Origin of the sequence: Pseudomonas sp. TE3-3-F2023 (genome assembly GCF_036784815.1) — a bacterium.
Classification (GTDB): Bacteria; Pseudomonadota; Gammaproteobacteria; order Pseudomonadales; family Pseudomonadaceae; genus Aquipseudomonas; species Aquipseudomonas pudica.
Map to the genome: position 1 here is coordinate 2,127,986 of NZ_CP145113.1, position 19,451 is coordinate 2,147,436.

Consider the following 19,451-nt stretch of genomic DNA (forward strand, 5'->3'; position numbering starts at 1 on the left):
GTTTGGTTAACTGGGTAAAGCGAAACGTGTCGATGCAGGAGGTGGCGGTATGCATCGCTTGATCATCGAAGTGGACCGGCAGCTTTACCAGCAGCTGGAGAATGCGGCCCAGGTGCATCACCTGAGCCTGGAAGCCGAGTGCCGGCGCAGGCTGTCGGGGCTGGAATGCCAGTCGCGCTACCTGCAGGCGCTGCTGGCAGATATGCGCGCCGATGCCGCTGAAGGGCGTTGGTGCGCCCGTGAAGATGAGAAGGCGTAGCTATCGAAGTGGGTTACTTCTTCTTGTTGCCGGCCACGCAGCTGGCATTGTCGAAAGCCTGGTCCATGATCGGCTGGTTGGTCTTGTAGACCGTGAAGCGGTAGACCATGACCGCGCCTTTGGACATCAGGTTGCGGAAACCGCTGTTGCGGCAGACGCTGTCACCCAGCTGGCTGCGTACTTGTTCGGGGTTGGCCTGCATGCGCGCGGCATGGTTCTGGCGCACGCTCAGGTGGTTGACCAGTGCCTTGCCTTCCACGGTGTAACCCTGGTCGAGGATGTCCTCGTTGATGGCTCGCGGGGTGCCGACACTGCTCTCTTTGGCAACCTTCTGCAGCATGTTGTTCAGGTCGTATTCCTGCTTGGAAGCCGCCTGGGATGCCAGAGGCAGGGCGAGCAACAGGCTCAGGGCGGGGACGATACGGCGCAGCATGAATCTCTCCTGGTTCGATGACTGGCGCTTTGACATGCGCGGGTCGACGGCGTTCCCTGAAATCGCGCAGGCGCGAGGCCGGGGTACGGTAAAAACAGCGATTATAGGGACCGCGCCGCCACCTGCACAGCAATTGCCCCCTGTTCTGATAGACTGGCGCCCTTAGTTTTTTCCGAGTCATCCTTGTGTCCATTCCCAACCTGTCCAGAGGCCTGCCGGCATGAGCCATGCGGTAGCGCGCCTGCGTGCCGAACGGCTGGCCCGCAGCAACAAGCCCTTCATCGCTCGTGGTTCGCGTGCCGAACGCTGCCCCGATTGCCGGGTCATCGCCACTCATTGCCTGTGCGCCTGGAAGCCCCGGGTGCAGGCCGATTCCGGGGTGTGCCTGCTGATGCATGACACCGAGCCGCTGAAGCCCACCAATACTGGTTGGCTGATCGCCGACCTGATAGAGGACACCTCGGCTTTCGGCTGGCTGCGCACTTCTGTCGACGAACGCTTGCTGGCATTGCTGGACGACCCGCGTTGGCAGCCCTACATCGTCTTCCCCGGCGAGTTCGTTGCCCAGGAGCGGGTGGTCAGCGAGGTAGTGCGCGAGCCGGGCAAGCGCCCGCTGTTCATCTTGCTGGATGCCACCTGGACCGAAGCGCGCAAGATGTTCCGCAAAAGCCCGTACCTTGACCGCTTCCCGGTGTTGAGCCTGCAGGCCGAGCAGATGTCCCGCTACCGCCTGCGCCGCTCCAAGCGCGACGATCACTTCTGCACCGCGGAAGTCGCCGCCATGTGCCTGGACCTGGCCGGCGATACCCAGGCCTCGCAAGCGCTGGACGCCTACCTGGATGTGTTCAGCCTGCATTACCTGAGCGGCAAGCGGCGCCTGCCGCTGGACGAGCAGGACGACACCCACCAGCGTTTGCATACCTTCCTATAGTCCAAGGGGCACAACCCCTGCTTTGGTTCATAATGACCCTTACCCGAGTGCCCGACACAGAACAGGATCCCCAGATCGATGGCCACTTACGAAATCCTGATTGCCGATGACCACCCGCTGTTCCGTGGCGCCTTGCGCCAGGCCGTTACCCTCGGCCTGGGCCCGGATGTACGCCTGGTTGAAGTCGCCAGCATTGCCGAACTGGAAACCCGTCTGAGCGAAAAAGCCGACTGGGACCTGGTGTTGCTGGACTTGAACATGCCGGGTGCCTACGGTTTTTCCGGGCTGGTGCTGCTGCGCGGGCAATACCCGCAGATCCCCGTGGTGATGGTATCGGCGCAGGAAGAGGCCGCAGTGGTGGTCAAGTCCCGCGAGTTTGGCGCCAGTGGCTTCATTCCCAAGTCCAGCACCCTGGAAGTGATCCAGGATGCGGTGCGCAAGGTGCTCGACGGCGAGGTCTGGTGGCCGCCGCAGGCGTTCGAAAAGGTCGATGTCTCGGCCGAGGCCAAGGCCGCCAGCGAAGGCCTTGCCAGCCTCACGCCGCAGCAGTTCCGCGTGCTGACCATGGTCTGCGAAGGCTTGCTGAACAAGCAGATCGCCTATGAGCTGAACGTGTCGGAAGCGACCATCAAGGCCCACGTGACCGCGATCTTCCGCAAGCTGGGTGTGCGTACCCGCACCCAGGCGGCGTTGCTGCTGCAACAACTTGAATCGGTTGCCAGCAGCTGAGTGCGCGTGGCTTCACGCTTTTTTGACCCGAGCCGGTCTAGTCTGCCGGCCTTTCCGTTGTGAAGTGACTCACATGACATCGCCATTCAAGGGCCAGACCGGCCTCAAACGTATCTTCAACGCCGCCGGCTATTCGCTGGACGGCCTGCGCGCCGCCTTCAAGGGCGAGGCCGCGTTCCGCCAGTTGGTGCTGCTCAATGTGCTGCTGGTCCCGATCACCTTCTGGTTGCCGGTCAGCCGTGCGGAGCGGGCGATCATGATCGCCGTGTGTCTGTTGGGCTTGATCGTCGAATTGTTCAACTCGGCGGTGGAAGCTGCCATCGACCGCATTTCGCTGGAGCGCCACCCGCTGTCGAAAAACGCCAAGGACATGGGCAGCGCCGCGCAACTGGTGGCACTGACCATGGTGGCGCTGGTGTGGGGTGTGATCCTGCTTTAAGCGATCGGTGGCAACACGATCTCGTCACTGCGGGTGAAGCCCGCGGTGAAGTTGCGGCACAGTTCGAGAAATTCGCGCATCGCCGAGGTCTGGTACTTCTGTTTGTGCCAGATGAAGTAGAACTGGCGCATCAGGTCCAGCTCAGGGGTTTCCACCGCTACCAGGCTGCCGCGGCGGAAGGCGTCACGCAGGGCCAGGCGCGAGATGCAGCCGATGCCCAGGCCTGATTCCACCGCGCGCTTGATCGCTTCGGTGTGTTCCAGTTCCAGGCGGATATTGAGGTTGGTGCGGTGGTGGCGCATGGCCTGGTCGAAGGTCAGGCGCGTGCCCGAGCCCTGTTCACGCAGGATCCACGCTTCCTGGGACAAGGTCTGTACATCGGCGCGGCCCATCTTGGCCAGCGGGTGCTGCGGCGCGCAGAAGACCACCAGCTCGTCCTCGACCCAGGGCTGCACTTCCAGGTCCGGATGGTTGCAATCGCCTTCGATCAGACCCAGATCAATTTCGTAATGCGCCACCTGTTGCACGATATGCGCAGTGTTCTGCACATGCAGCTTCACCTGGCTTTCCGGGTGCACCTGCATGAAGCTGCCGATCAGCAAGGTGGCCAGGTAGTTGCCGATGGTCAACGTGGCGCCGACTGCGAGCGAGCCGAAACCGGACTTGCCGTTGAGCAGGTCTTCTATTTCCTTGGCCTGGTCGAGCAGGGCCACGGCCTGCGGCAACAGTTGCTGGCCCAGGGCGTTGAGGCTCAGGCGCTTGCCGGCGCGGTCGAACAGCTGGCAGCTGGACTGGCGCTCAAGCTCGGTGATCGAGGTGCTGGCGGCCGACTGCGACAAGGCCAGCACACTGGCGGCGCGCGAAACGCTCTGGTGCTGGGCCACGGCAACGAAGACTTGCAGCTGACGAAGTGTAAATCGCATATCGATATAACCGATAACACATATCTTGATAATCCAGTTAACAGATATTGTCGCTGCCCCTAAACTATCGCGCAACTGCGCGTCTTGCGCGCGCCGCGTCTTTCTTCAGGAGCCCCATTAAATGAGCAACATGAACCACGAACGTGTCCTCAGTGTGCACCACTGGAACGACACTCTGTTCAGCTTCAAGTGCACTCGCGACCCGGGCCTGCGCTTCGAGAACGGTCAGTTCGTGATGATCGGCCTGCAACAAGAAAGCGGCCGTCCGCTCATGCGCGCCTATTCCATCGCTTCGCCGAACTGGGAAGAGCACCTGGAGTTCTTCAGCATCAAGGTGCCGGACGGTCCGCTGACCTCCCAGCTGCAGCACCTGAAGGAAGGCGACGAGATCATCATCAGCAAGAAGCCTACCGGTACCTTGGTACTCGACGACCTGAACCCGGGCAAGCACCTGTACCTGCTGAGCACCGGCACTGGCCTGGCACCGTTCATGAGTGTCATCCAGGACCCTGAAACCTACGAGCGCTTCGAGAAGGTGATCCTGGTTCATGGCGTGCGCTACGTGAACGAAGTGGCCTACCGAGAGTTCATCACCGAGCACCTGCCGCAGAACGAATTCTTCGGTGAAGCGGTTCGCGACAAGCTGATCTACTACCCGACCGTGACCCGTGAGCCGTTCGAGAACCAGGGCCGTCTGACCGACCTCATGCGCAGCGGCAAGCTGTTCAGCGACATCGGCCTGCCACCGATCAACCCGCAGGACGACCGCGCAATGATCTGCGGCAGCCCGAGCATGCTCGACGAGACCAGCGAAGTGCTGGACAGCTTCGGCCTGAAGATCTCCCCGCGCATGCGCGAGCCGGGTGATTACCTGATCGAGCGTGCCTTCGTCGAGAAGTAAGGCACAGGCTGAGGCAAAGAAGGCGACCCTTGGGTCGCCTTTCTTGTGCCTGTGAATCATGTATCGCCAGCACCGGCCTCTTCGCGGGTAAACCCGCTCCCACAGGGATATCTCAAGCCCTGAGGTCAGTGGTACCCCTGTGGGAGCGGGTTTACCCGCGAAGAGGCCGGAACAGGCAAGGCACAATCTACTCGACGCGCGTCTCGCCGCTATACACCAATATCTCCCGACACCGCTTGCACAGGTAGCGCCGCCCCTGGCGCACCAGCTTGTGCCGCTGCGCGGTAAACGGAAAGTCGCTCTGCGGGCACGGGCACCGGTAGATGTAGCGGGTCACCACGCGCCGTTGCACTTCGTAGTTGTGGCAACGGTTGGGCGGCAGTTCATACACCCCGCGCATGATCAGCTGCCACTCCTCGCCATGGGCCTGGATACGGTCGCCGAACAGCTGGTGTGCCACCAGGTGCGCCACTTCATGGGCCACGGTCTGGCGCAGGAAGTCTTCCTGGTTTTCGCGGTAAAGCTGCAGGTTGAAGCGCAGCAGGTTTTCGTGCAGGTGGGCGACACCGGCTTTTTGCCCGCGCAGCTTGAAGCTGACTTCCGGGCGCGGGAAGGGGCGTTTGAAGAAGGTTTCAGCTTGCTGGTAACAGGTTTCAACGCGTTGTCTGAGCAGCTCGGGCATGGCGGGGTGGTTCTCCTGACCGGGCATTATGCCGCAACCCCGGGCAGCCTGCCGAGCCACCGGTCAGCGCACAGCCAGAGGCCGCCTTGCGGCGGCCCCAGGTTTGATGCCCCAGTGTTGGTCGAGTCTGTTCTAGTTGGTGTAGACGGGCCCCACGCCCAGTCCCCAGATGATCACAGTGGCGGCCATGATCGCCACCAGTACCACAAGGCCTACCGCCAGCACCGAGCTGGAGAACAGGAAGCCTTCGTCGGATGGTATGTTCATGAACGTCGGCAAACCGACGTACAACAGGTACACCGTGTAGCAGATGGCGGCGGTGCCGATCAGCATGCCCAGCCACAGGTGTGGGTACAGCGCCGCCAGGCCGCCGATGAACAGCGGTGTGGCGGTATAGGTTGCAAAGGCGATGCACTGTGCCATGGACGGGTTGGCATCGTAGGTGCGGGCCATCCAATGGATGAACGCCCCCATTACCGCCACCCCGGCAAGCATCGCCAGGTACGACATGATGCTCATCCAGATGGCGCTTTCCATGGTCAGCATCACCGCTGGCCGGTCGCCGATCACCCAGCCGACCTGGGTGGTACCGATGAACGCCGAAACGGCGGGGATCGCAGCCAGGATCAGGGTATGCGTCAGGTACATGTGGCTGATGGTTTCTTCTTCGCCACGAATTTCCCGCCATTCCTGGTCGGGATGGGTAAACAGCCCCACAACGTGATGAATCATGCCGATCACTCCTCTCAATGTTGCCAAACGCCCCCCAGATGGAGCGCAAGCGGCCCGAGGCCCGAACACCTAAGCAAGCGGTAATGTGGCCTTATGTCGCAGTATAGGAAGCCGTTACCCGCATAAACCGCGCTTTTTAGAGCAAATTGCGCTGTAACGCGCGCTGTTGATTACAATGAAGTCTTTATCGGAATGCCTACAGCACCGCCGCGTTTGTGCGTAAAATAGCCCGCTTTTGTCACACCTCGCGGATCCAAGCGCTATGGGCACCCTCTCGGTCAACCAGAACAAACTGCAAAAACGCCTGCGTCGTCTCGCCGGCGAAGCCATCACCGACTACAACATGATCGAGGATGGCGACAAGGTCATGGTCTGCCTGTCCGGCGGCAAGGACAGCTACACCATGCTCGACGTTCTGTTGCACCTGCAGAAGGTGGCACCGATCAAGTTCGAGATCGTGGCGGTGAACATGGACCAGAAGCAGCCGGGGTTCCCCGAGCACGTGCTGCCGGCCTACCTCAAGGAACTGGGCGTCGAGTATCACATCGTCGAGAAGGACACCTACTCGGTGGTCAAGGAGCTGGTCCCCGAGGGCAAGACCACCTGCTCGCTGTGTTCGCGCCTGCGCCGTGGCACCCTCTACACCTTCGCCGACGAGATCGGCGCGACCAAGATGGCGCTGGGACACCACCGCGACGATATCGTCGAAACCTTCTTCCTCAACATGTTCTTCAACGGCGCGCTCAAGGGCATGCCGCCGAAGCTGCGTGCCGACGATGGCCGCAACGTGGTGATCCGTCCGCTGGCCTACTGCAGCGAGAAGGATATCCAGGCCTATTCGGACATGAAGGAATTCCCGATCATCCCGTGCAACCTGTGCGGTTCGCAGGAAAACCTGCAGCGCCAGGTGGTCAAGGACATGCTGGTGGAATGGGAGCGCAAGCACCCGGGCCGTACCGAGAGCATCTTCCGCGCCCTGCAGAACGTGGCACCGTCGCAGCTGGCCGACCGCAACCTGTTCGACTTCACCAGCCTGAAGATCGACGAAAACGCCACCCCGCGTTTTCTTGACGTGCTGAACATCTGAGCCCATGCGCGATTACCAGTGGTTGCACGAGTACTGCCTGAACCGCTTCGGCTCGGGCCAGGCCCTGGAGGCCTTCCTGCCGCAGCCGCGCACACCGGCGCAGCTGCGTGATATCAGCGACGACCGCTACCTGTCGACCTTGGCCCTGCGCGTGTTCCGCGCCGGGCTCAAGCACAGCCTGGTGGATGCCAAGTGGCCGGCGTTCGAGCAGGTGTTCTTCGGCTTCGACCCGGAGAAGGTGGTATTGATGGGCGCCGAGCACCTCGAGCGGCTGATGCACGACGAGCGCATCATCCGCCACCTGGGCAAGCTCAAGAGCGTGCCGCGCAATGCGCAGATGGTTCTTGACGTGGCCAAGGAGAAGGGTAGTTTCGGCGCCTTCATCGCCGACTGGCCGGTGACCGACATCGTCGGTTTGTGGAAGTACCTGGCCAAGCACGGCAACCAGCTGGGCGGGTTGTCGGCACCGCGCTTCTTGCGCATGGTCGGCAAGGATACGTTCATTCCTACCGATGACATGGCTGCGGCGTTGATTGCGCAGAAGGTGATCGACAAACCGCCGACCAGCCAGCGGGACCTGGCCTTGGTGCAGCAGGCGTTCAACCAGTGGCATGCCGAGAGTGGGCGGCCGCTGTGCCAGTTGTCGGTGATGCTCGCGCATACCGTCAACCATTGAAATTGCTGGGGCCGCTAAGCGGCCCCGGGATATCAACTGCCTTCGCCCGCCATGCGCCGCTCATGCTGGAACTTCCAGCGCACATACAGCAGCCCGGTAATGAACAGCCCCAGGCTCACCAGCACTTCTACCCAGCCAAATACCGCCCGTGCCGGGTCGAACGCCGCCAGCACGCCCTTGATGAAATAGATATTCACCACGAAGCAGGTCCAGGCATGTGCCCGGGCGCTGCCTGTCAGCATGCCCGGCAGCAACAGCAGCAACGGCACCAGTTCGATCGCCAGGATCACCTCGACCCGCGCCCCGTGCAGGTTGGCGAACCACAGGTTGTTCACCACCAGCAGGGCGATCAGGCCGAAGAAGAACGCCAGGCTCAAGGCCCGCGTCAGGCGCAGACGCGGTGCCAGCCATTCCAGCGCCGGCAATACCTTGGGCTTCTTAGCCACGTGCGGCCTCCAGTGCCTTGGCAGTGGTCGCCAGGCGTTGGCCAAGTGCGCGGCACAGGGCTATCTCGTGCTGGTCGAGCTCGCGCTTGCCATCGGCGCCAGCATGATGGCTGGCGCCATACGGGGTGCCGCCGCCACGGGTCTCGAGCAATGCCGATTCGCTGTACGGCAAGCCCATTACCAGCATGCCGTGGTGCATCAGCGGCAGCATCATCGACAGCAGGGTGGTTTCCTGCCCGCCGTGCAGGCTGGCGGTAGAGGTGAAAACACCCGCCGGCTTGCCGACCAGTTCACCGCCCAACCACAGGCTGCTGGTGCCATCCAGGAAGTACTTGAGCGGCGCCGCCATGTTGCCGAAGCGGGTCGGGCTACCCAATACCAGGCCGGCGCAGTGGCGCAAGTCGTCCAAGGTGGCGTACAGCGCGCCACTGGCCGGGATGTCCGGGGCCACTGCTTCGCACTCGGTGGAAATCGCCGGCACCGTGCGCAGGCGGGCCTCCATGCCGGCCAGCTCGATGCCGCGGGCGATGTGCCGGGCCATCTCGCTGGTCGAACCATGGCGGCTGTAATACAGCACCAAGATGTAGGGCTGGCTCACGGTAGAATCTCCAGTACTTTCTCGGGCGGTCGTCCGACCACGGCCTTGTCACCGGCGACCAGGATCGGCCGCTCGATCAGCTTGGGGTGCCGGGCCATGGCCTCGATCAGTTGTGCGTCGGTCAGCGCCGGGTCGGCCAGATTCAGCTCCTTGTACTCGTCCTCGCCGGTACGCAGCAGCTGGCGCGGGGCGATGCCCAGCTTGCCGAGCAGGGCCTTCAGGGTAGCAGCGTCGGGCGGTGTCTCGAGGTAGCGCACGATGGTCGGCGCCAGGCCGCGAGCTTCGAGCAGTTCCAGGGCACCGCGGGATTTCGAGCAGCGCGGGTTATGATAGAGCGTAAGGTCGGTCATGTCGGGTCGCATCCAGCAGGTTGTGGCGGCTATTCTAACCGCAGCGACTGACCAATTTGCTTTAAAACTCGAGAAGGATTGACCCATGGCAAGGCGTCTGGCAGCAGTACTGGCAATCACCGCGAGCCTGTTGCTCGGTGGTTGTGGTGCCGATTATGGCGTGGACCAACACGGTAATACGGTTAAGGCCGAACAGATTGATGGGCACTGGCTGGTGCTCAACTACTGGGCCGAATGGTGCGGTCCGTGCCGTACCGAAATCCCTGAACTGAACGCGGCAGCCAAGCAATGGGCGGCCGATGGTATCAAGGTGGTGGGGGTGAACTTCGATGGCTTGCAGGGGCAGGAACTGAAGCAGGCTGCCGAAACCCTGGGCATTGCTTTCACCGTATTGGCACAGGACCCGGCCGAGCGCTATGACCTGCCACGCAGCGAGGCATTGCCGGTGACCTACATCATCGATGACAAGGGCAAGGTGCGGGAACAGTTGATGGGCGAGCAGACCCTGGAAGGGCTGCAGGCCAAGATCAAGGCTCTGAAGGGCGCCTGATGCATTTGGGGGCTGCTTTGCAGCCCATCGCGACACAAGGCCGCTCCTACAGGAGATCGCATCCCCCTGTAGGAGCGGCCTTGTGTCGCGATGGGCCGCAAAGCGGCCTCGGCAATATTCAGCCTTCTTCAGGCCAGAAGCGCAGCGGCTTGCCTTCGGCCGGCCAGAAACGCATCTGCTCTATAGGCGACACATCCCAGCGCTGCACTGTTTCCAGCGCCTGCAGGAAGCGCTTTTCCTGCTCCATCAACGCCGGTGCGCAGAGCTTGCGGGTTTTGCCGACCTTGCCGAAGCTCAGATTCTCGCCGTCCAGTGTGTACGGCGCAAACCAATGGTTGCAGCCGCCGTTGCCATAGGCACGGCCATCGCTGGCCAGGGTCAGGGTGAGGTGGCTGTAATCGATCAGCGGCCGCTCGCCAATCCACTCCAGCACGTAGCTGCGCTCCTGCTGCAGTTTCGAAGGTTCAGCGGCGCAGCCGAGCAGGGCGGTGGCAACCAGCACGCCGGTCAGCAGGTTCTTCACTCGGCACTCTCCTGGCAACGCGGGCACAGGTGTTTTTCGCCACGGCTGGCCCAGCCCAGCTCGGCAACACGCGCGTTGGCGGCAGGCTGGCGGGCTTTCTTGCCCAGCTTGGCGTCCACCGCGAACTCGAAGTCCAGCACGGCGTCGCAGCTGTCGCACGCAACCTGCCAGGTGAGGATTTCCAGCTCGTGGAACACCGGGCCGCTGGCCACGGCAACCCACTGGCCGCGCGGGTTGATCAAGTGACGCACGCTCTCCACTGTCAGTCGCATGGACAAGTCCTTGCTGCCTTTGAGGGTAACCAGCAGGGTGTCGCCTTTGTGCATCGAGCCGCCGTTGCCGGTGACCTGGTAGCGGCCAGGCACCAGTGCGCGGCACTCGATCAGGGTGTGTTGCGGGTTGAAAAGGGTGTAGCGGAAATCGTGCTCGACCATGGGTCCTCCAGAAATGCCGCGTATCCTAGCACTAACCCGTCACCAGATTCTGTGGATCGCCTGCCGCCCAGCGGTTGATGTTGTCCAGCGTGGTGGCGGCGATGGCATCCAGCGCCTCGCGGGTAAGGAACGCCTGGTGGGCGGTGATGATCACGTTTGGGAAGGTCAGCAGGCGGGCCAGTACGTCGTCCTGCAGCGGCAGGTCGGAGCGGTCTTCGAAGAACAGCTGGGCTTCTTCTTCGTAGACGTCCAGGCCCAGGTAGCCGAGCTGGCCGCTCTTCAGCGCGTCGATCAGCGCCGGGGTGTCGACCAGCGCGCCGCGGCCGGTGTTGATCAGCATGGCGCCGGGCTGCAATTGGGCCAGGCTTTGTGCATTGATCAGGTGCCGGGTGTGTTCGGTCAGCGGGCAGTGCAGGCTGATGATGCGGGCTTCGCGCAGCAACTCGGGCAATGGCAGGTAGCGCGCGCCCAAGGCCAGCAGCTCGGGGTTGGGGTAAGGGTCATAGGCCAGCAACTGGCAGCCGAAACCGGCCATGATACGGGCAAAGGCGGTGCCGATCTGGCCGGTACCGACCACGCCGACGGTCTTGCCGTGCAGGTCGAAGCCGGTCAGCCCGTGCAGGGTGAAGTCACCCTCGCGAGTGCGGTTGTAGGCCCGGTGCAGGCGCCGGTTCAGGGCCAGGATCAGCGCCACGGCATGTTCGGCCACGGCGTGCGGCGAGTAGGCCGGCACTCGCACTACGGTCAGGCCCAGGCGCTGGGCGGCGGCCAGATCGACGTGGTTGTAGCCGGCCGAACGCAGGGCGACCAGGCGTGTGCCGCCCGCGGCCAGGCGTTGCAGCACCTGGGCGTCGAGTTCGTCGTTGATGAATGCGCAGACCACCTCGTAGCCATCGGCCAGGGCAGCGGTTTCGAGGGTCAGTCGGGCGGGCTGGAAGTGCAGGTCCAGGGTGGTGCCGCTGGCGGCCCGGGTGAAGCTTTCCTGGTCGTAGTGCTGGCTGCTGAACAACAGGGCGCGCATGGTGGGGCTTCCTATGCAGTGGTCTGGGGATTGTAGCCAGCGATGTTTGCCCGATATTGATCCATGCCGGCCAGGTAATTTCTTTGTAGGAGCAGCCTTGTGCTGCGAAGAGGTCGGTGGAGGCGGCCGTTAATGTATCGCCTGTACTGGCCTCTTCGCAGCACAACGCTGCTCCTACAAAGAATGTACTCGGGCTTCAGGCGCTCAATCTGGCCTGCGCCGCCAAGCGGTTGATTGCCGCATCCAGTTCGTCCAGTGCCTGCTGAGCCAGCGGGTTTTCCTGCTTGAGCAAGGTTTCGCTGCGCTGACACGCGGCCCGCAACTGCGGTACTCCGCAATAACGCGAGGCGCCATTCAGGCGGTGCACCTGTTCGATAAGGCCGTTGCGGTCGTTGGCCTCGCGGGCAGCGCGTATGGCTTCGCGGTCGGCTTCCAGCGATGTCAGCAGCATGCTCAGCATATCCGCCGCCAGGTCCGCCTTGCCGGCGGCCAGGCGCAGGCCTTCCTCGGGGTCCAGCACCTTCAGGTCATCACCATTGGCCAGTTGCTCGGCCAGGCGTTCCTGCTGCGGCGCGCCCAGGCTCAGGCCGGTCCATTTCATCACCACCTGGGCCAACTGCCGTTCACTGATCGGCTTGGTCAGGTAGTCGTCCATGCCACCGTGCAGCAACGCGCGCTTCTCGTTGGCCATGGCGTGGGCGGTGAGGGCGACGATCGGCAGCGGGTTGCCGCTTTGGGTGTTTTCCCACAGGCGGATCTGCTCGGTGCAGGCGCGGCCGTCCATGCCGGGCATCTGCACATCCATAAGCACCAGATCGAACGGCTCGTCCTGCACCGCCTGCACAGCCGCATAGCCGTTGTCGACGGCCAGCACCTCGGCGCCCAGGTCTTCCAGCAGGGTCTGGACCAGCAGCAGGTTGGCGGGGTTGTCGTCGACGCAGAGGATCTTCGGCTGGCGCTGGCCGTTGACGCTGTTCACCTCGCCCTGCGGACGGCGTGGTTGCACCAGCTCCAGCAACAGGCGGCGCAGTTTGCGCGTGCAGGTCGGCTTGGACAGCAACTGGCCATGGCCGTTGGGCAGGTGCGGGTGGTACAGCGCTTGCTCGGTGGTCGGGCACAGCACCACGCACTGGCAATGGTAGCGCTCGAGCTGCTGGTGGTAATGGCCCAGCTGCTCGGGCGACAGGTTGCCAAGGTTGGCCCCGAGCACGGCGAACTCGAACGGCAGGCCGGCCTGGTTGGCGGCCTGCACGCCCTGCAGCAGCTGGTCGTAGGAGGCGAACAGGCTGACGCTGAGGCCGCAGTCTTCCAACTGGTGTTCCAACGCCTGGCGCGCCAGTTCGTGGCCATCGACGATGGCTGCGCGGCGGCCCAGCAGCGGTTGCAGCGGTAGTTCCTCGACACCGTCGTCGGCCTTGGGCAGGTTGAGGCTGATCCAGAACTGCGAACCCTCGCCCGGGGTGCTGTCGACGCCGATTTCGCCGCCCATCTGCTCGATCAGGCGCTTGGAAATCACCAGCCCCAGGCCTGTGCCTCCCGGCTGTCGGGCCAGCGAATTGTCGGCCTGGCTGAAGGCCTGGAACAGTGTCCGCACATCCTGCGGCGACAGACCGATGCCGGTGTCCTGTACGCTGATGCGCAGCTGCGCACTGTCTTCGTGCTCGTCTTCGAGCATGGCGCGTACGACGATGGTGCCTTCGCGGGTGAACTTGATGGCGTTGCTGACCAGGTTGGTAAGGATCTGCTTGAGGCGCAACGGGTCGCCGATCAGCGACGATGGAGTATCGCGGTAGATCAGGCTGAGCAGCTCCAGCTGCTTGGCGTGGGCAGCCGGGGCGAGGATGGTCAGGGTGTCCTGGATCAGATCGCGCAGGTTGAACGGGATGCTGTCGAGCACCAGCTTGCCGGCCTCGATCTTGGAGAAGTCGAGAATCTCGTTGATGATCCCCAGCAGGTTGTCGGCGGACTTCTCGATGGTGCTCAGGTAGTCCAGCTGGCGCGGTGTCAGCTCGCTTTTCTGCAGCAGGTGGGTGAAACCGAGGATGCCGTTGAGCGGGGTGCGGATTTCGTGGCTCATGTTGGCCAGGAATTCCGACTTGATGCGGCTGGCCTCTAGGGCTTCCTTGCGCGCCATGTCCAGCTCGATGTTCTGGATCTCGATGGTTTCCAGGTTCTGGCGCACGTCCTCGGTGGCCTGGTCGATGCTGTGCTGCAGCTCTTCGTGGGCATTGTGCAGGGTTTCGGCCATGCGGTTGATGCCGCGCGCCAGTTCGTCCAGCTCATGGCTGCCCATGGCGGGCAGGCGTTCCTCGAGGTGGCCGTCCTTTAGCTGGTTGACTGCGTGCTTGATGCGCTTGATCGGGTCGTTGATGGTGCGGCTCATGCGCAGTGCCAGCAGGCCGCTGAGCACCAGGCAGGCGAGGATCAGCAGCAGGCTGGTGAACAGGTTGCGATAGCCGCGCAGCAGGGTGCCGTCGTGGGACAGCTCGATTTCGACCCAGCCCAGCAGGCGTTCGGCTTCGGCCGGCACGGCATCGGTGGCCAGGTCGCGATGGTGGCCGAACACCGGCATCAGGTAGCGGGTGGCGTCATTGCCGCTGCGTTGCAGCAGCTGGGTGCCGGTACCGCCGCTGGGCGGCTGGTTGAGCATGCTCGGGCCGGCGTGGGCCAGGCGCGTGCGGTCCGGGGCCAGGAAGGCGACTGCGCGCACATCGGCCTGCTCCAGGGTTTGTGCGGCAATGCGCTCAAGTTGCGCCGGTGCCAGCTTGGCCATGGCGGGCGCGGCCAGCGGCGCCAGTTGCTCGGCGATCATCTTGCCGCGTTGCAGCAGCTGGGTGCGCAGGTCGTTCTGTTGCAGCCAGGTAAAGTAACTACCCAGCACCAGGGCCATCAGGCCGGCCGGCAGCAGGGCCAGCAGCAGGACCCGGCTGCGAATTCCCAAGCGATCGAGCACACTCGCCTCCTGTGATGTGCCTGGACGCCGTCAAGCGATGACGGCCAAGCCGGGAAGTTACTCCGCCTGCCGCGCTATTGCACCTCTTTAGTACGTGTTTTGCGCCCTCGCAGGGGCATTGGTCGCAGGGCGGTTGCCTGGCAGGCGCTGGATACTCAATAATTGCGCAATTGAGAATGCATGGCAGTTGCCAATGAATCCTGTAGCTATTCACAACTCCAATATTCTTGCCATCGAGGATGACCCGGTCCTGGGTGCCTACCTGCACGAAGAGCTGCAGCGCGGCGGTTTCCAGGTGACCTGGTGCCGCAATGGCCTGGAGGGCCTGGAAACGGCGGGGCGCCAGGCTTTCGACGTGGTGCTCATGGACATCCTGCTGCCAGGGCTCAACGGTCTGGATGCCCTCGCGCAGTTGCGCAAGCGCAGCGCCACGCCGGTGATCCTGATGTCGGCGCTGGGCGCCGAGGCCGACCGCATCAGCGGTTTCCAGCGCGGCGCCGACGACTACCTGCCCAAGCCGTTCAGCATGGCCGAGCTGCAGGTACGCATCGAGGCCATCCTGCGCCGCGTGGCCCTCGAGCGGCGCCATCAAACCCCGCAGGTGCGTGCCGGCAGCGGCGAATTGCAATACGACGAGGCACTGTACGATGTGCGCCTGGAGGGTCGCCTGGCCGGCCTGACTCCCAGTGAATACCGCCTGCTCGACATCCTCAATCGCAACCTCGACGAAGTGCTGAGCAAGCCGTTCCTCTACCAGCAAGTGCTGCAGCGAGGCTATTCGCGGCACGACCGCAGCCTGGACATGCACGTCAGCCAGATCCGCCGCAAGCTCAAGGGCATCGGCTATCACGAACGGCAGATCCGCACCGTGTGGGGCAAGGGCTACGTACTCAGCGCCAGCGAGGCGGAGTGACCCATGCTCGACCGCCATTCGCTGTTCTGGAAGCTGGCGATCCTGTTGGTGGGCTTCTGCCTGCTGATGATCGGCCTCAGCTACACCTGGGGCCGCCACATGGAAACCCAGAACGCCTTCCTCTCGGAACCGGCGCGGCAGGCCTTGCGTGGCTATGCTGCCGAGGCCGAGCAGGCCTGGCGCAGTGGTGGGCGGGCAGGGCTGGACCGTTGGGTGGCGGCGATGCACCAGCGCGAACGCGGCTGGGTTGGCGTGCTCGACCTCAACCTGCGGCCGCTGGACAGCGCCAGCCTCGACCCGCAGACCATGCAGCGGCTGACCCGCCTGCGCGGTGTCGACTGGCCGATGAGCCGGCGCAGCGTCGAGCAGCCGTGGCTGCGCATACCGTTTCCGGGGGCTCCGGAGCAGGGCATGCTGGTGATCGAACTGCCGCAGCGCTTCAACCCCGGCCAGTACCGCATGCTGTGGCGCATCGTCACCAACGGCATCATCCCCGGCCTGTTCACCCTGCTGTTGTGCGTGGGCCTTTACCGCATGCTGATCGTGCCGTTGAACCAGTTGCGCGAGCAGGCAAATGCCTGGCGCGCCGACCAGTTGTCGGCTCGCCTCGACCCACGCACCATCGCCCGGCATGACGAGCTGGGTGAACTTGCCCGAGCCTTCGACCAGATGGCCGAGCGGCTGCAGGGCACGGTAGCCATGCAGCAGCAGTTGCTGCGTGACCTGTCCCACGAAATGCGTACGCCACTCAGCCGGCTGCGGGTGGCCTGCGATGGCGAAACCGACCTGCAGCGCCTGCGTGAACGCCTGACGCGGGAGGTGGACTGCATGCAGCAGCTGGTCGAGGACACCCTGCAACTGGCCTGGCAGGACGCCGAACGTGCGCCGATGAACCTGGAGCCGATCGAGGTGCAGGCGCTGTGGGAGCTGCTGGCCGAGAATGCCAGCTACGAAAGCGGCTGGTCGCTGGCGCGGCTGCGCTGCGAAGTGCCGACCGACTGTTGGGTGCAGGGCAACCTGAACCACCTGGCCCAGGCGCTGGAGAACCTGTTACGCAATGCCATTCGTCATTCGCCGGCCGATGGTGTGGTGCGCCTCGGTGGGCAGCGTGACGGCGGGTACTGGCGGTTGTGGCTGGAAGACGAAGGCGGTGGCGTGGCTGAAGAAGACCTGGAGCGGATCTTCGCACCGTTCTCGCGGCTGGACGGTTCGCGGCCCGGGGACGGCGGGTTCGGGCTGGGACTGAGCATCGCCCGCAGTGCCATCCAGCGCCAGGGGGGCACCTTGTGGGCGCAGAATGGCAAACGCGGGCTGCGGTTGTGGATGCGCTTGCCATTACATGTGCCGGCCCCTTCGCGGGTGAACCCGCTCCCACAGGTTCATCACTACTCTTGAGGCCAGTGAAGTCCTTGTGGGAACAGGTTCACCCGCGAAGGGCCGTACAGGCTATTGATATAGCTTGTAGCTATATCCACCACAGATTGCGTGATATGGCCGGGAAGGGTTTGCCGGTATGATAGGCACCCCTGCCGTCCGGATTGTGAAATACGCCATGACCTTGCAGTACCCAACCATCGCCGATTGCGTCGGCAATACGCCCCTGGTTCGCCTGCAGCGTATCGCTGGCGAAACCAGCAATACCCTTCTGCTCAAGCTCGAAGGTAACAATCCCGCCGGCTCGGTGAAGGACCGCCCGGCACTGTCGATGATCACCCGCGCCGAACTGCGCGGCCAGATCAAGCCCGGCGACACCCTGATCGAAGCCACCTCCGGCAACACCGGCATCGCCCTGGCGATGGCTGCGGCGATCAAGGGCTACAAGATGATCCTGATCATGCCCGACAACTCCACCGCCGAGCGCAAGGCCGCCATGACCGCCTACGGTGCCGAGCTGATCCTGGTGACCAAGGAAGAGGGCATGGAAGGTGCCCGTGACCTGGCCGAGAAGCTGCAGGCCGAAGGCCGCGGCCTGGTGCTGGACCAGTTTGCCAACGGCGACAACCCCATCGCCCATTACAACAGTACCGGCCCCGAAATCTGGCAGCAGACCCAGGGCACCATCACCCATTTCGTCAGCTCCATGGGTACCACCGGTACCATCATGGGCTGCTCGCAGTACCTCAAGGAACAGAACCCGGCGGTGCAGATCATCGGCCTGCAACCCATGGAAGGCTCGGCCATTCCGGGCATCCGCCGCTGGCCGGAGGAATACCTGCCGAAAATCTTCGACGCCAGCCGTGTCGACCGCGTGGTCGACATGTCGCAGCAGGAAGCCGAGGAAACCACCCGCCGCCTTGCCCGTGAAGAGGGCATTTTCTGCGGCGTGTCTTCCGGTGGTGCAGTCGCGGCCATGCTGCGCCTGTCCCGTGAGGTGGAAAATGCCACGATGGTCGCGATCATCTGCGACCGCGGCGACCGTTACCTGTCCACCGGCCTGTTCGACCCGAGCTAAATGTCCAAGAAGAAAAGCAACAGCGGCCTGCGCTTCCAGCCGGCCGGCGGCAACCGCAGCCCCCAGGTCCCGGTCGGCAAGAAGCAGCGCCTGGAAATCGAGCGCCTGGCCGGTGACGGGCGGGGCATTGCCTTCCACGAAGGGCGCACCTGGTTCGTCAGTGGCGCCCTGGCCGGCGAGGCCGTGGAAGCGCGGGTGCTCAATGCCCGTGGCAAAGTGGTCGAGGCTCGCCTGGAGCGCCTGCTGCAGGCCAGCCCCGAGCGCCGTCAGGCACCGTGCCGGTATTACGAGCGCTGCGGTGGCTGCAACCTGCAGCACCTGCCGCACGAAGCGCAGCTGGCGCTCAAGCAGCGCACCCTGGCCGAGCAACTGCAGCGGGTGGCCGGCGTGCAGCCCGAGGAATGGGCTGCACCGCTGAGCGGGCCGGAGTTCGGCTACCGGCGCCGTGCCCGCGTGGCCGTGCGCTGGGACGCCAAGGCGCGTCAGCTGGAGGTCGGCTTCCGTGCCGAAGCCAGCCAGGACATCATTGCCATCGACGATTGCGCGGTGCTGGTACAGCCCTTGCAATCGATTCTGCGCCACTTGCCGACCGTGCTGCGCTCGCTGAGCAAGCCGCAGGCGCTGGGCCATGTGGAGCTGTTCAGCGGCACTGCCGAAGCGCTGCTGGTGCGCCATGTTGCGCCGTTGCCGGCTGAAGACCAGGCCAGGCTCCAGGCGTTCTGCCAGCAAGCCAATGCCCAGCTGTGGCTGCAGGGCGAAGGTGAGCCGGCACCAGTGGACCCGGCCGCGCAACTGGGCTTTGCCCTGGCGCCCTGGCAGCTGGAACTGGCCTGGCGCCCAGGTGACTTCGTGCAGGTAAATGCCCAGGTCAACACGGCGATGATCGAGCAGGCCCTGGCCTGGCTCGCACCTCAGGCCGATGAGCGCGTGCTGGACCTGTTCTGCGGCCTGGGCAACTTCGCCCTGCCCCTGGCCCGGCAGGCGCGTGAGGTGGTTGCAGTCGAAGGTGTGCAGGCCATGGTCGATCGGGCCGCAGCCAATGCCCGGAACAACAATGTGCATAACGCACGGTTTTTTCAGGCCGATTTATCGCAGCCTTTGGCGGGCGCCGGATGGGCCGCCGAGGGCTTTTCTGCGGTACTCTTGGATCCACCGCGCGACGGTGCTTTCGAGGTGGTGCAAGGCATCGCCCGCCTCAAGGCCAGAAGACTGGTCTATGTATCGTGCAACCCGGCCACGCTGGCGCGAGACGCCCAGGTGCTGGTCGGCCAGGGGTACCGGTTAAAAAGGGCCGGGATTCTCGACATGTTTCCTCAGACGGCGCATGTCGAGGCCATGGCGTTATTCGAAGCGGGCTAGCTGACTGGCCCCTTGGTGCGGCTTTCACGGAAGGGTGGCCGCACGGTGATCGCCAGCGCA

At 63.7% G+C, this 19,451-nt stretch carries 23 protein-coding genes; 12 read left to right on the top strand and 11 right to left on the bottom strand.

What is annotated here, in order from left to right; genetic code table 11:
* The first annotated feature begins 49 nt into the window (after positions 1-49).
* Positions 50-259, top strand: coding sequence for a hypothetical protein (locus V3314_RS09665; RefSeq protein WP_046616640.1), 210 nt, complete (start codon positions 50-52; stop codon positions 257-259).
* 13 nt (positions 260-272) lie between these two features.
* Here V3314_RS09665 and V3314_RS09670 read toward each other — a convergent pair whose 3' ends face one another.
* Positions 273-692 carry a quorum-sensing-regulated virulence factor family protein gene (locus tag V3314_RS09670; protein WP_338460171.1) on the bottom strand — a complete coding sequence of 140 codons (420 nt, stop codon included), beginning with the start codon at positions 690-692 and terminating at the stop codon, positions 273-275.
* Between the two features lie 220 nt (positions 693-912).
* On the opposite strand from V3314_RS09670, the gene V3314_RS09675 reads away from it, so the two are divergent.
* The 3 genes from V3314_RS09675 to V3314_RS09685 all read left to right on the top strand — a co-directional run bounded on the left by V3314_RS09675 (position 913) and on the right by V3314_RS09685 (position 2,791).
* Complete coding sequence (locus tag V3314_RS09675; protein WP_085602073.1) at positions 913-1,623, top strand: tRNA-uridine aminocarboxypropyltransferase; 711 nt, start codon at positions 913-915, stop codon at positions 1,621-1,623.
* Between the two features lie 78 nt (positions 1,624-1,701).
* On the top strand, positions 1,702-2,352 hold the full coding sequence (gene erdR / locus V3314_RS09680; RefSeq protein WP_025338000.1) for a response regulator transcription factor ErdR: 651 nt from the start codon (positions 1,702-1,704) through the stop codon (positions 2,350-2,352).
* A gap of 73 nt (positions 2,353-2,425) precedes the next feature.
* A complete protein-coding gene (locus V3314_RS09685) occupies positions 2,426-2,791 on the top strand; it encodes a diacylglycerol kinase (protein ID WP_046616644.1) in 366 nt (121 codons plus the stop codon).
* Here the strand turns inward: V3314_RS09685 and finR are convergent.
* Entirely contained in the window at positions 2,788-3,714 is a 927-nt protein-coding gene (finR, locus tag V3314_RS09690; RefSeq protein ID WP_046616645.1) for a LysR family transcriptional regulator FinR, read from the bottom strand. The two genes, V3314_RS09685 and finR, sit on opposite strands and share 4 nt — an antisense overlap.
* A 121-nt stretch (positions 3,715-3,835) precedes the next feature.
* On the opposite strand from finR, the gene fpr reads away from it, so the two are divergent.
* Complete coding sequence (fpr, locus tag V3314_RS09695) at positions 3,836-4,615, top strand: ferredoxin-NADP reductase (protein WP_046616646.1); 780 nt, start codon at positions 3,836-3,838, stop codon at positions 4,613-4,615.
* Between the two features lie 187 nt (positions 4,616-4,802).
* Here fpr and V3314_RS09700 read toward each other — a convergent pair whose 3' ends face one another.
* Entirely contained in the window at positions 4,803-5,297 is a 495-nt protein-coding gene (locus tag V3314_RS09700) for a SprT family zinc-dependent metalloprotease (protein ID WP_025338002.1), read from the bottom strand.
* Positions 5,298-5,429: 132 nt separating this feature from the next.
* Positions 5,430-6,029: a Yip1 family protein gene (locus V3314_RS09705; RefSeq protein WP_003252385.1), complete on the bottom strand. Its 600-nt coding sequence runs from the start codon at positions 6,027-6,029 to the stop codon at positions 5,430-5,432.
* Positions 6,030-6,291: 262 nt separating this feature from the next.
* On the opposite strand from V3314_RS09705, the gene ttcA reads away from it, so the two are divergent.
* Complete coding sequence (gene ttcA / locus V3314_RS09710; RefSeq protein WP_012270926.1) at positions 6,292-7,116, top strand: tRNA 2-thiocytidine(32) synthetase TtcA; 825 nt, start codon at positions 6,292-6,294, stop codon at positions 7,114-7,116.
* Positions 7,117-7,120: 4 nt separating this feature from the next.
* Positions 7,121-7,792, top strand: coding sequence for a DNA-3-methyladenine glycosylase I (locus V3314_RS09715; protein ID WP_085602070.1), 672 nt, complete (start codon positions 7,121-7,123; stop codon positions 7,790-7,792).
* Positions 7,793-7,824: 32 nt separating this feature from the next.
* On the opposite strand, the gene V3314_RS09720 is transcribed toward V3314_RS09715, so the two are convergent.
* The 3 genes from V3314_RS09720 to arsC are packed head-to-tail and all read right to left on the bottom strand — an operon-like array spanning position 7,825 to position 9,186.
* On the bottom strand, positions 7,825-8,238 hold the full coding sequence (locus tag V3314_RS09720; protein ID WP_046616648.1) for a DUF2069 domain-containing protein: 414 nt from the start codon (positions 8,236-8,238) through the stop codon (positions 7,825-7,827).
* Positions 8,231-8,836, bottom strand: coding sequence for an NAD(P)H:quinone oxidoreductase (gene wrbA / locus V3314_RS09725; protein ID WP_025338005.1), 606 nt, complete (start codon positions 8,834-8,836; stop codon positions 8,231-8,233). Before wrbA ends, V3314_RS09720 begins: the two co-directional genes overlap by 8 nt.
* Positions 8,833-9,186, bottom strand: a complete 354-nt coding sequence (arsC, locus tag V3314_RS09730) for an arsenate reductase (glutaredoxin) (protein ID WP_061551299.1) — start codon at positions 9,184-9,186, stop codon at positions 8,833-8,835. Before arsC ends, wrbA begins: the two co-directional genes overlap by 4 nt.
* Positions 9,187-9,271: 85 nt before the next feature.
* Between arsC and V3314_RS09735 the strand changes: the two genes are divergently transcribed.
* Positions 9,272-9,736, top strand: coding sequence for a TlpA disulfide reductase family protein (locus tag V3314_RS09735; RefSeq protein ID WP_015269224.1), 465 nt, complete (start codon positions 9,272-9,274; stop codon positions 9,734-9,736).
* 118 nt (positions 9,737-9,854) lie between these two features.
* Here the strand turns inward: V3314_RS09735 and V3314_RS09740 are convergent, their stop codons facing one another.
* The 4 genes from V3314_RS09740 to V3314_RS09755 all read right to left on the bottom strand — a co-directional run bounded on the left by V3314_RS09740 (position 9,855) and on the right by V3314_RS09755 (position 14,667).
* Positions 9,855-10,259, bottom strand: coding sequence for an META domain-containing protein (locus tag V3314_RS09740; protein WP_046616650.1), 405 nt, complete (start codon positions 10,257-10,259; stop codon positions 9,855-9,857).
* Positions 10,256-10,693: a hypothetical protein gene (locus V3314_RS09745; protein WP_046616651.1), complete on the bottom strand. Its 438-nt coding sequence runs from the start codon at positions 10,691-10,693 to the stop codon at positions 10,256-10,258. The genes V3314_RS09740 and V3314_RS09745 overlap by 4 nt, the downstream gene beginning before the upstream one ends.
* A gap of 31 nt (positions 10,694-10,724) precedes the next feature.
* Entirely contained in the window at positions 10,725-11,714 is a 990-nt protein-coding gene (locus tag V3314_RS09750; protein WP_046616652.1) for a 2-hydroxyacid dehydrogenase, read from the bottom strand.
* 196 nt (positions 11,715-11,910) lie between these two features.
* Positions 11,911-14,667, bottom strand: a complete 2,757-nt coding sequence (locus V3314_RS09755; protein WP_046616653.1) for a response regulator — start codon at positions 14,665-14,667, stop codon at positions 11,911-11,913.
* 193 nt (positions 14,668-14,860) lie between these two features.
* Here V3314_RS09755 and V3314_RS09760 point away from each other — a divergent pair, with 193 nt between their 5' ends.
* The 4 genes from V3314_RS09760 (at position 14,861) to rlmD (ending at position 19,391) form a co-directional block, all read left to right on the top strand.
* Positions 14,861-15,580, top strand: a complete 720-nt coding sequence (locus tag V3314_RS09760; protein WP_046616654.1) for a response regulator transcription factor — start codon at positions 14,861-14,863, stop codon at positions 15,578-15,580.
* 3 nt (positions 15,581-15,583) lie between these two features.
* Positions 15,584-16,975, top strand: a complete 1,392-nt coding sequence (locus tag V3314_RS09765; RefSeq protein ID WP_338460172.1) for a sensor histidine kinase — start codon at positions 15,584-15,586, stop codon at positions 16,973-16,975.
* Between the two features lie 157 nt (positions 16,976-17,132).
* Positions 17,133-18,032, top strand: a complete 900-nt coding sequence (gene cysM / locus V3314_RS09770) for a cysteine synthase CysM (RefSeq protein WP_023662461.1) — start codon at positions 17,133-17,135, stop codon at positions 18,030-18,032.
* Positions 18,033-19,391: a 23S rRNA (uracil(1939)-C(5))-methyltransferase RlmD gene (gene rlmD / locus V3314_RS09775; RefSeq protein ID WP_046616656.1), complete on the top strand. Its 1,359-nt coding sequence runs from the start codon at positions 18,033-18,035 to the stop codon at positions 19,389-19,391.
* Positions 19,392-19,451: the final 60 nt, after the last annotated feature.

Bases quoted from the DNA above. Each gene is read 5' to 3' on its own strand.
- V3314_RS09665 (WP_046616640.1), top strand. From the start codon at position 50: ATGCATCGCTTGATCATCGAAGTGGACCGGCAGCTTTACCAGCAGCTG.
- V3314_RS09670 (WP_338460171.1), bottom strand. From the start codon at position 692: ATGCTGCGCCGTATCGTCCCCGCCCTGAGCCTGTTGCTCGCCCTGCCT.
- V3314_RS09675 (WP_085602073.1), top strand. From the start codon at position 913: ATGAGCCATGCGGTAGCGCGCCTGCGTGCCGAACGGCTGGCCCGCAGC.
- erdR (WP_025338000.1), top strand. From the start codon at position 1,702: ATGGCCACTTACGAAATCCTGATTGCCGATGACCACCCGCTGTTCCGT.
- V3314_RS09685 (WP_046616644.1), top strand. From the start codon at position 2,426: ATGACATCGCCATTCAAGGGCCAGACCGGCCTCAAACGTATCTTCAAC.
- finR (WP_046616645.1), bottom strand. From the start codon at position 3,714: ATGCGATTTACACTTCGTCAGCTGCAAGTCTTCGTTGCCGTGGCCCAG.
- fpr (WP_046616646.1), top strand. From the start codon at position 3,836: ATGAGCAACATGAACCACGAACGTGTCCTCAGTGTGCACCACTGGAAC.
- V3314_RS09700 (WP_025338002.1), bottom strand. From the start codon at position 5,297: ATGCCCGAGCTGCTCAGACAACGCGTTGAAACCTGTTACCAGCAAGCT.
- V3314_RS09705 (WP_003252385.1), bottom strand. From the start codon at position 6,029: ATGATTCATCACGTTGTGGGGCTGTTTACCCATCCCGACCAGGAATGG.
- ttcA (WP_012270926.1), top strand. From the start codon at position 6,292: ATGGGCACCCTCTCGGTCAACCAGAACAAACTGCAAAAACGCCTGCGT.
- V3314_RS09715 (WP_085602070.1), top strand. From the start codon at position 7,121: ATGCGCGATTACCAGTGGTTGCACGAGTACTGCCTGAACCGCTTCGGC.
- arsC (WP_061551299.1), bottom strand. From the start codon at position 9,186: ATGACCGACCTTACGCTCTATCATAACCCGCGCTGCTCGAAATCCCGC.
- V3314_RS09735 (WP_015269224.1), top strand. From the start codon at position 9,272: ATGGCAAGGCGTCTGGCAGCAGTACTGGCAATCACCGCGAGCCTGTTG.
- V3314_RS09745 (WP_046616651.1), bottom strand. From the start codon at position 10,693: ATGGTCGAGCACGATTTCCGCTACACCCTTTTCAACCCGCAACACACC.
- V3314_RS09750 (WP_046616652.1), bottom strand. From the start codon at position 11,714: ATGCGCGCCCTGTTGTTCAGCAGCCAGCACTACGACCAGGAAAGCTTC.
- V3314_RS09760 (WP_046616654.1), top strand. From the start codon at position 14,861: ATGAATCCTGTAGCTATTCACAACTCCAATATTCTTGCCATCGAGGAT.
- V3314_RS09765 (WP_338460172.1), top strand. From the start codon at position 15,584: ATGCTCGACCGCCATTCGCTGTTCTGGAAGCTGGCGATCCTGTTGGTG.
- cysM (WP_023662461.1), top strand. From the start codon at position 17,133: ATGACCTTGCAGTACCCAACCATCGCCGATTGCGTCGGCAATACGCCC.
- rlmD (WP_046616656.1), top strand. From the start codon at position 18,033: ATGTCCAAGAAGAAAAGCAACAGCGGCCTGCGCTTCCAGCCGGCCGGC.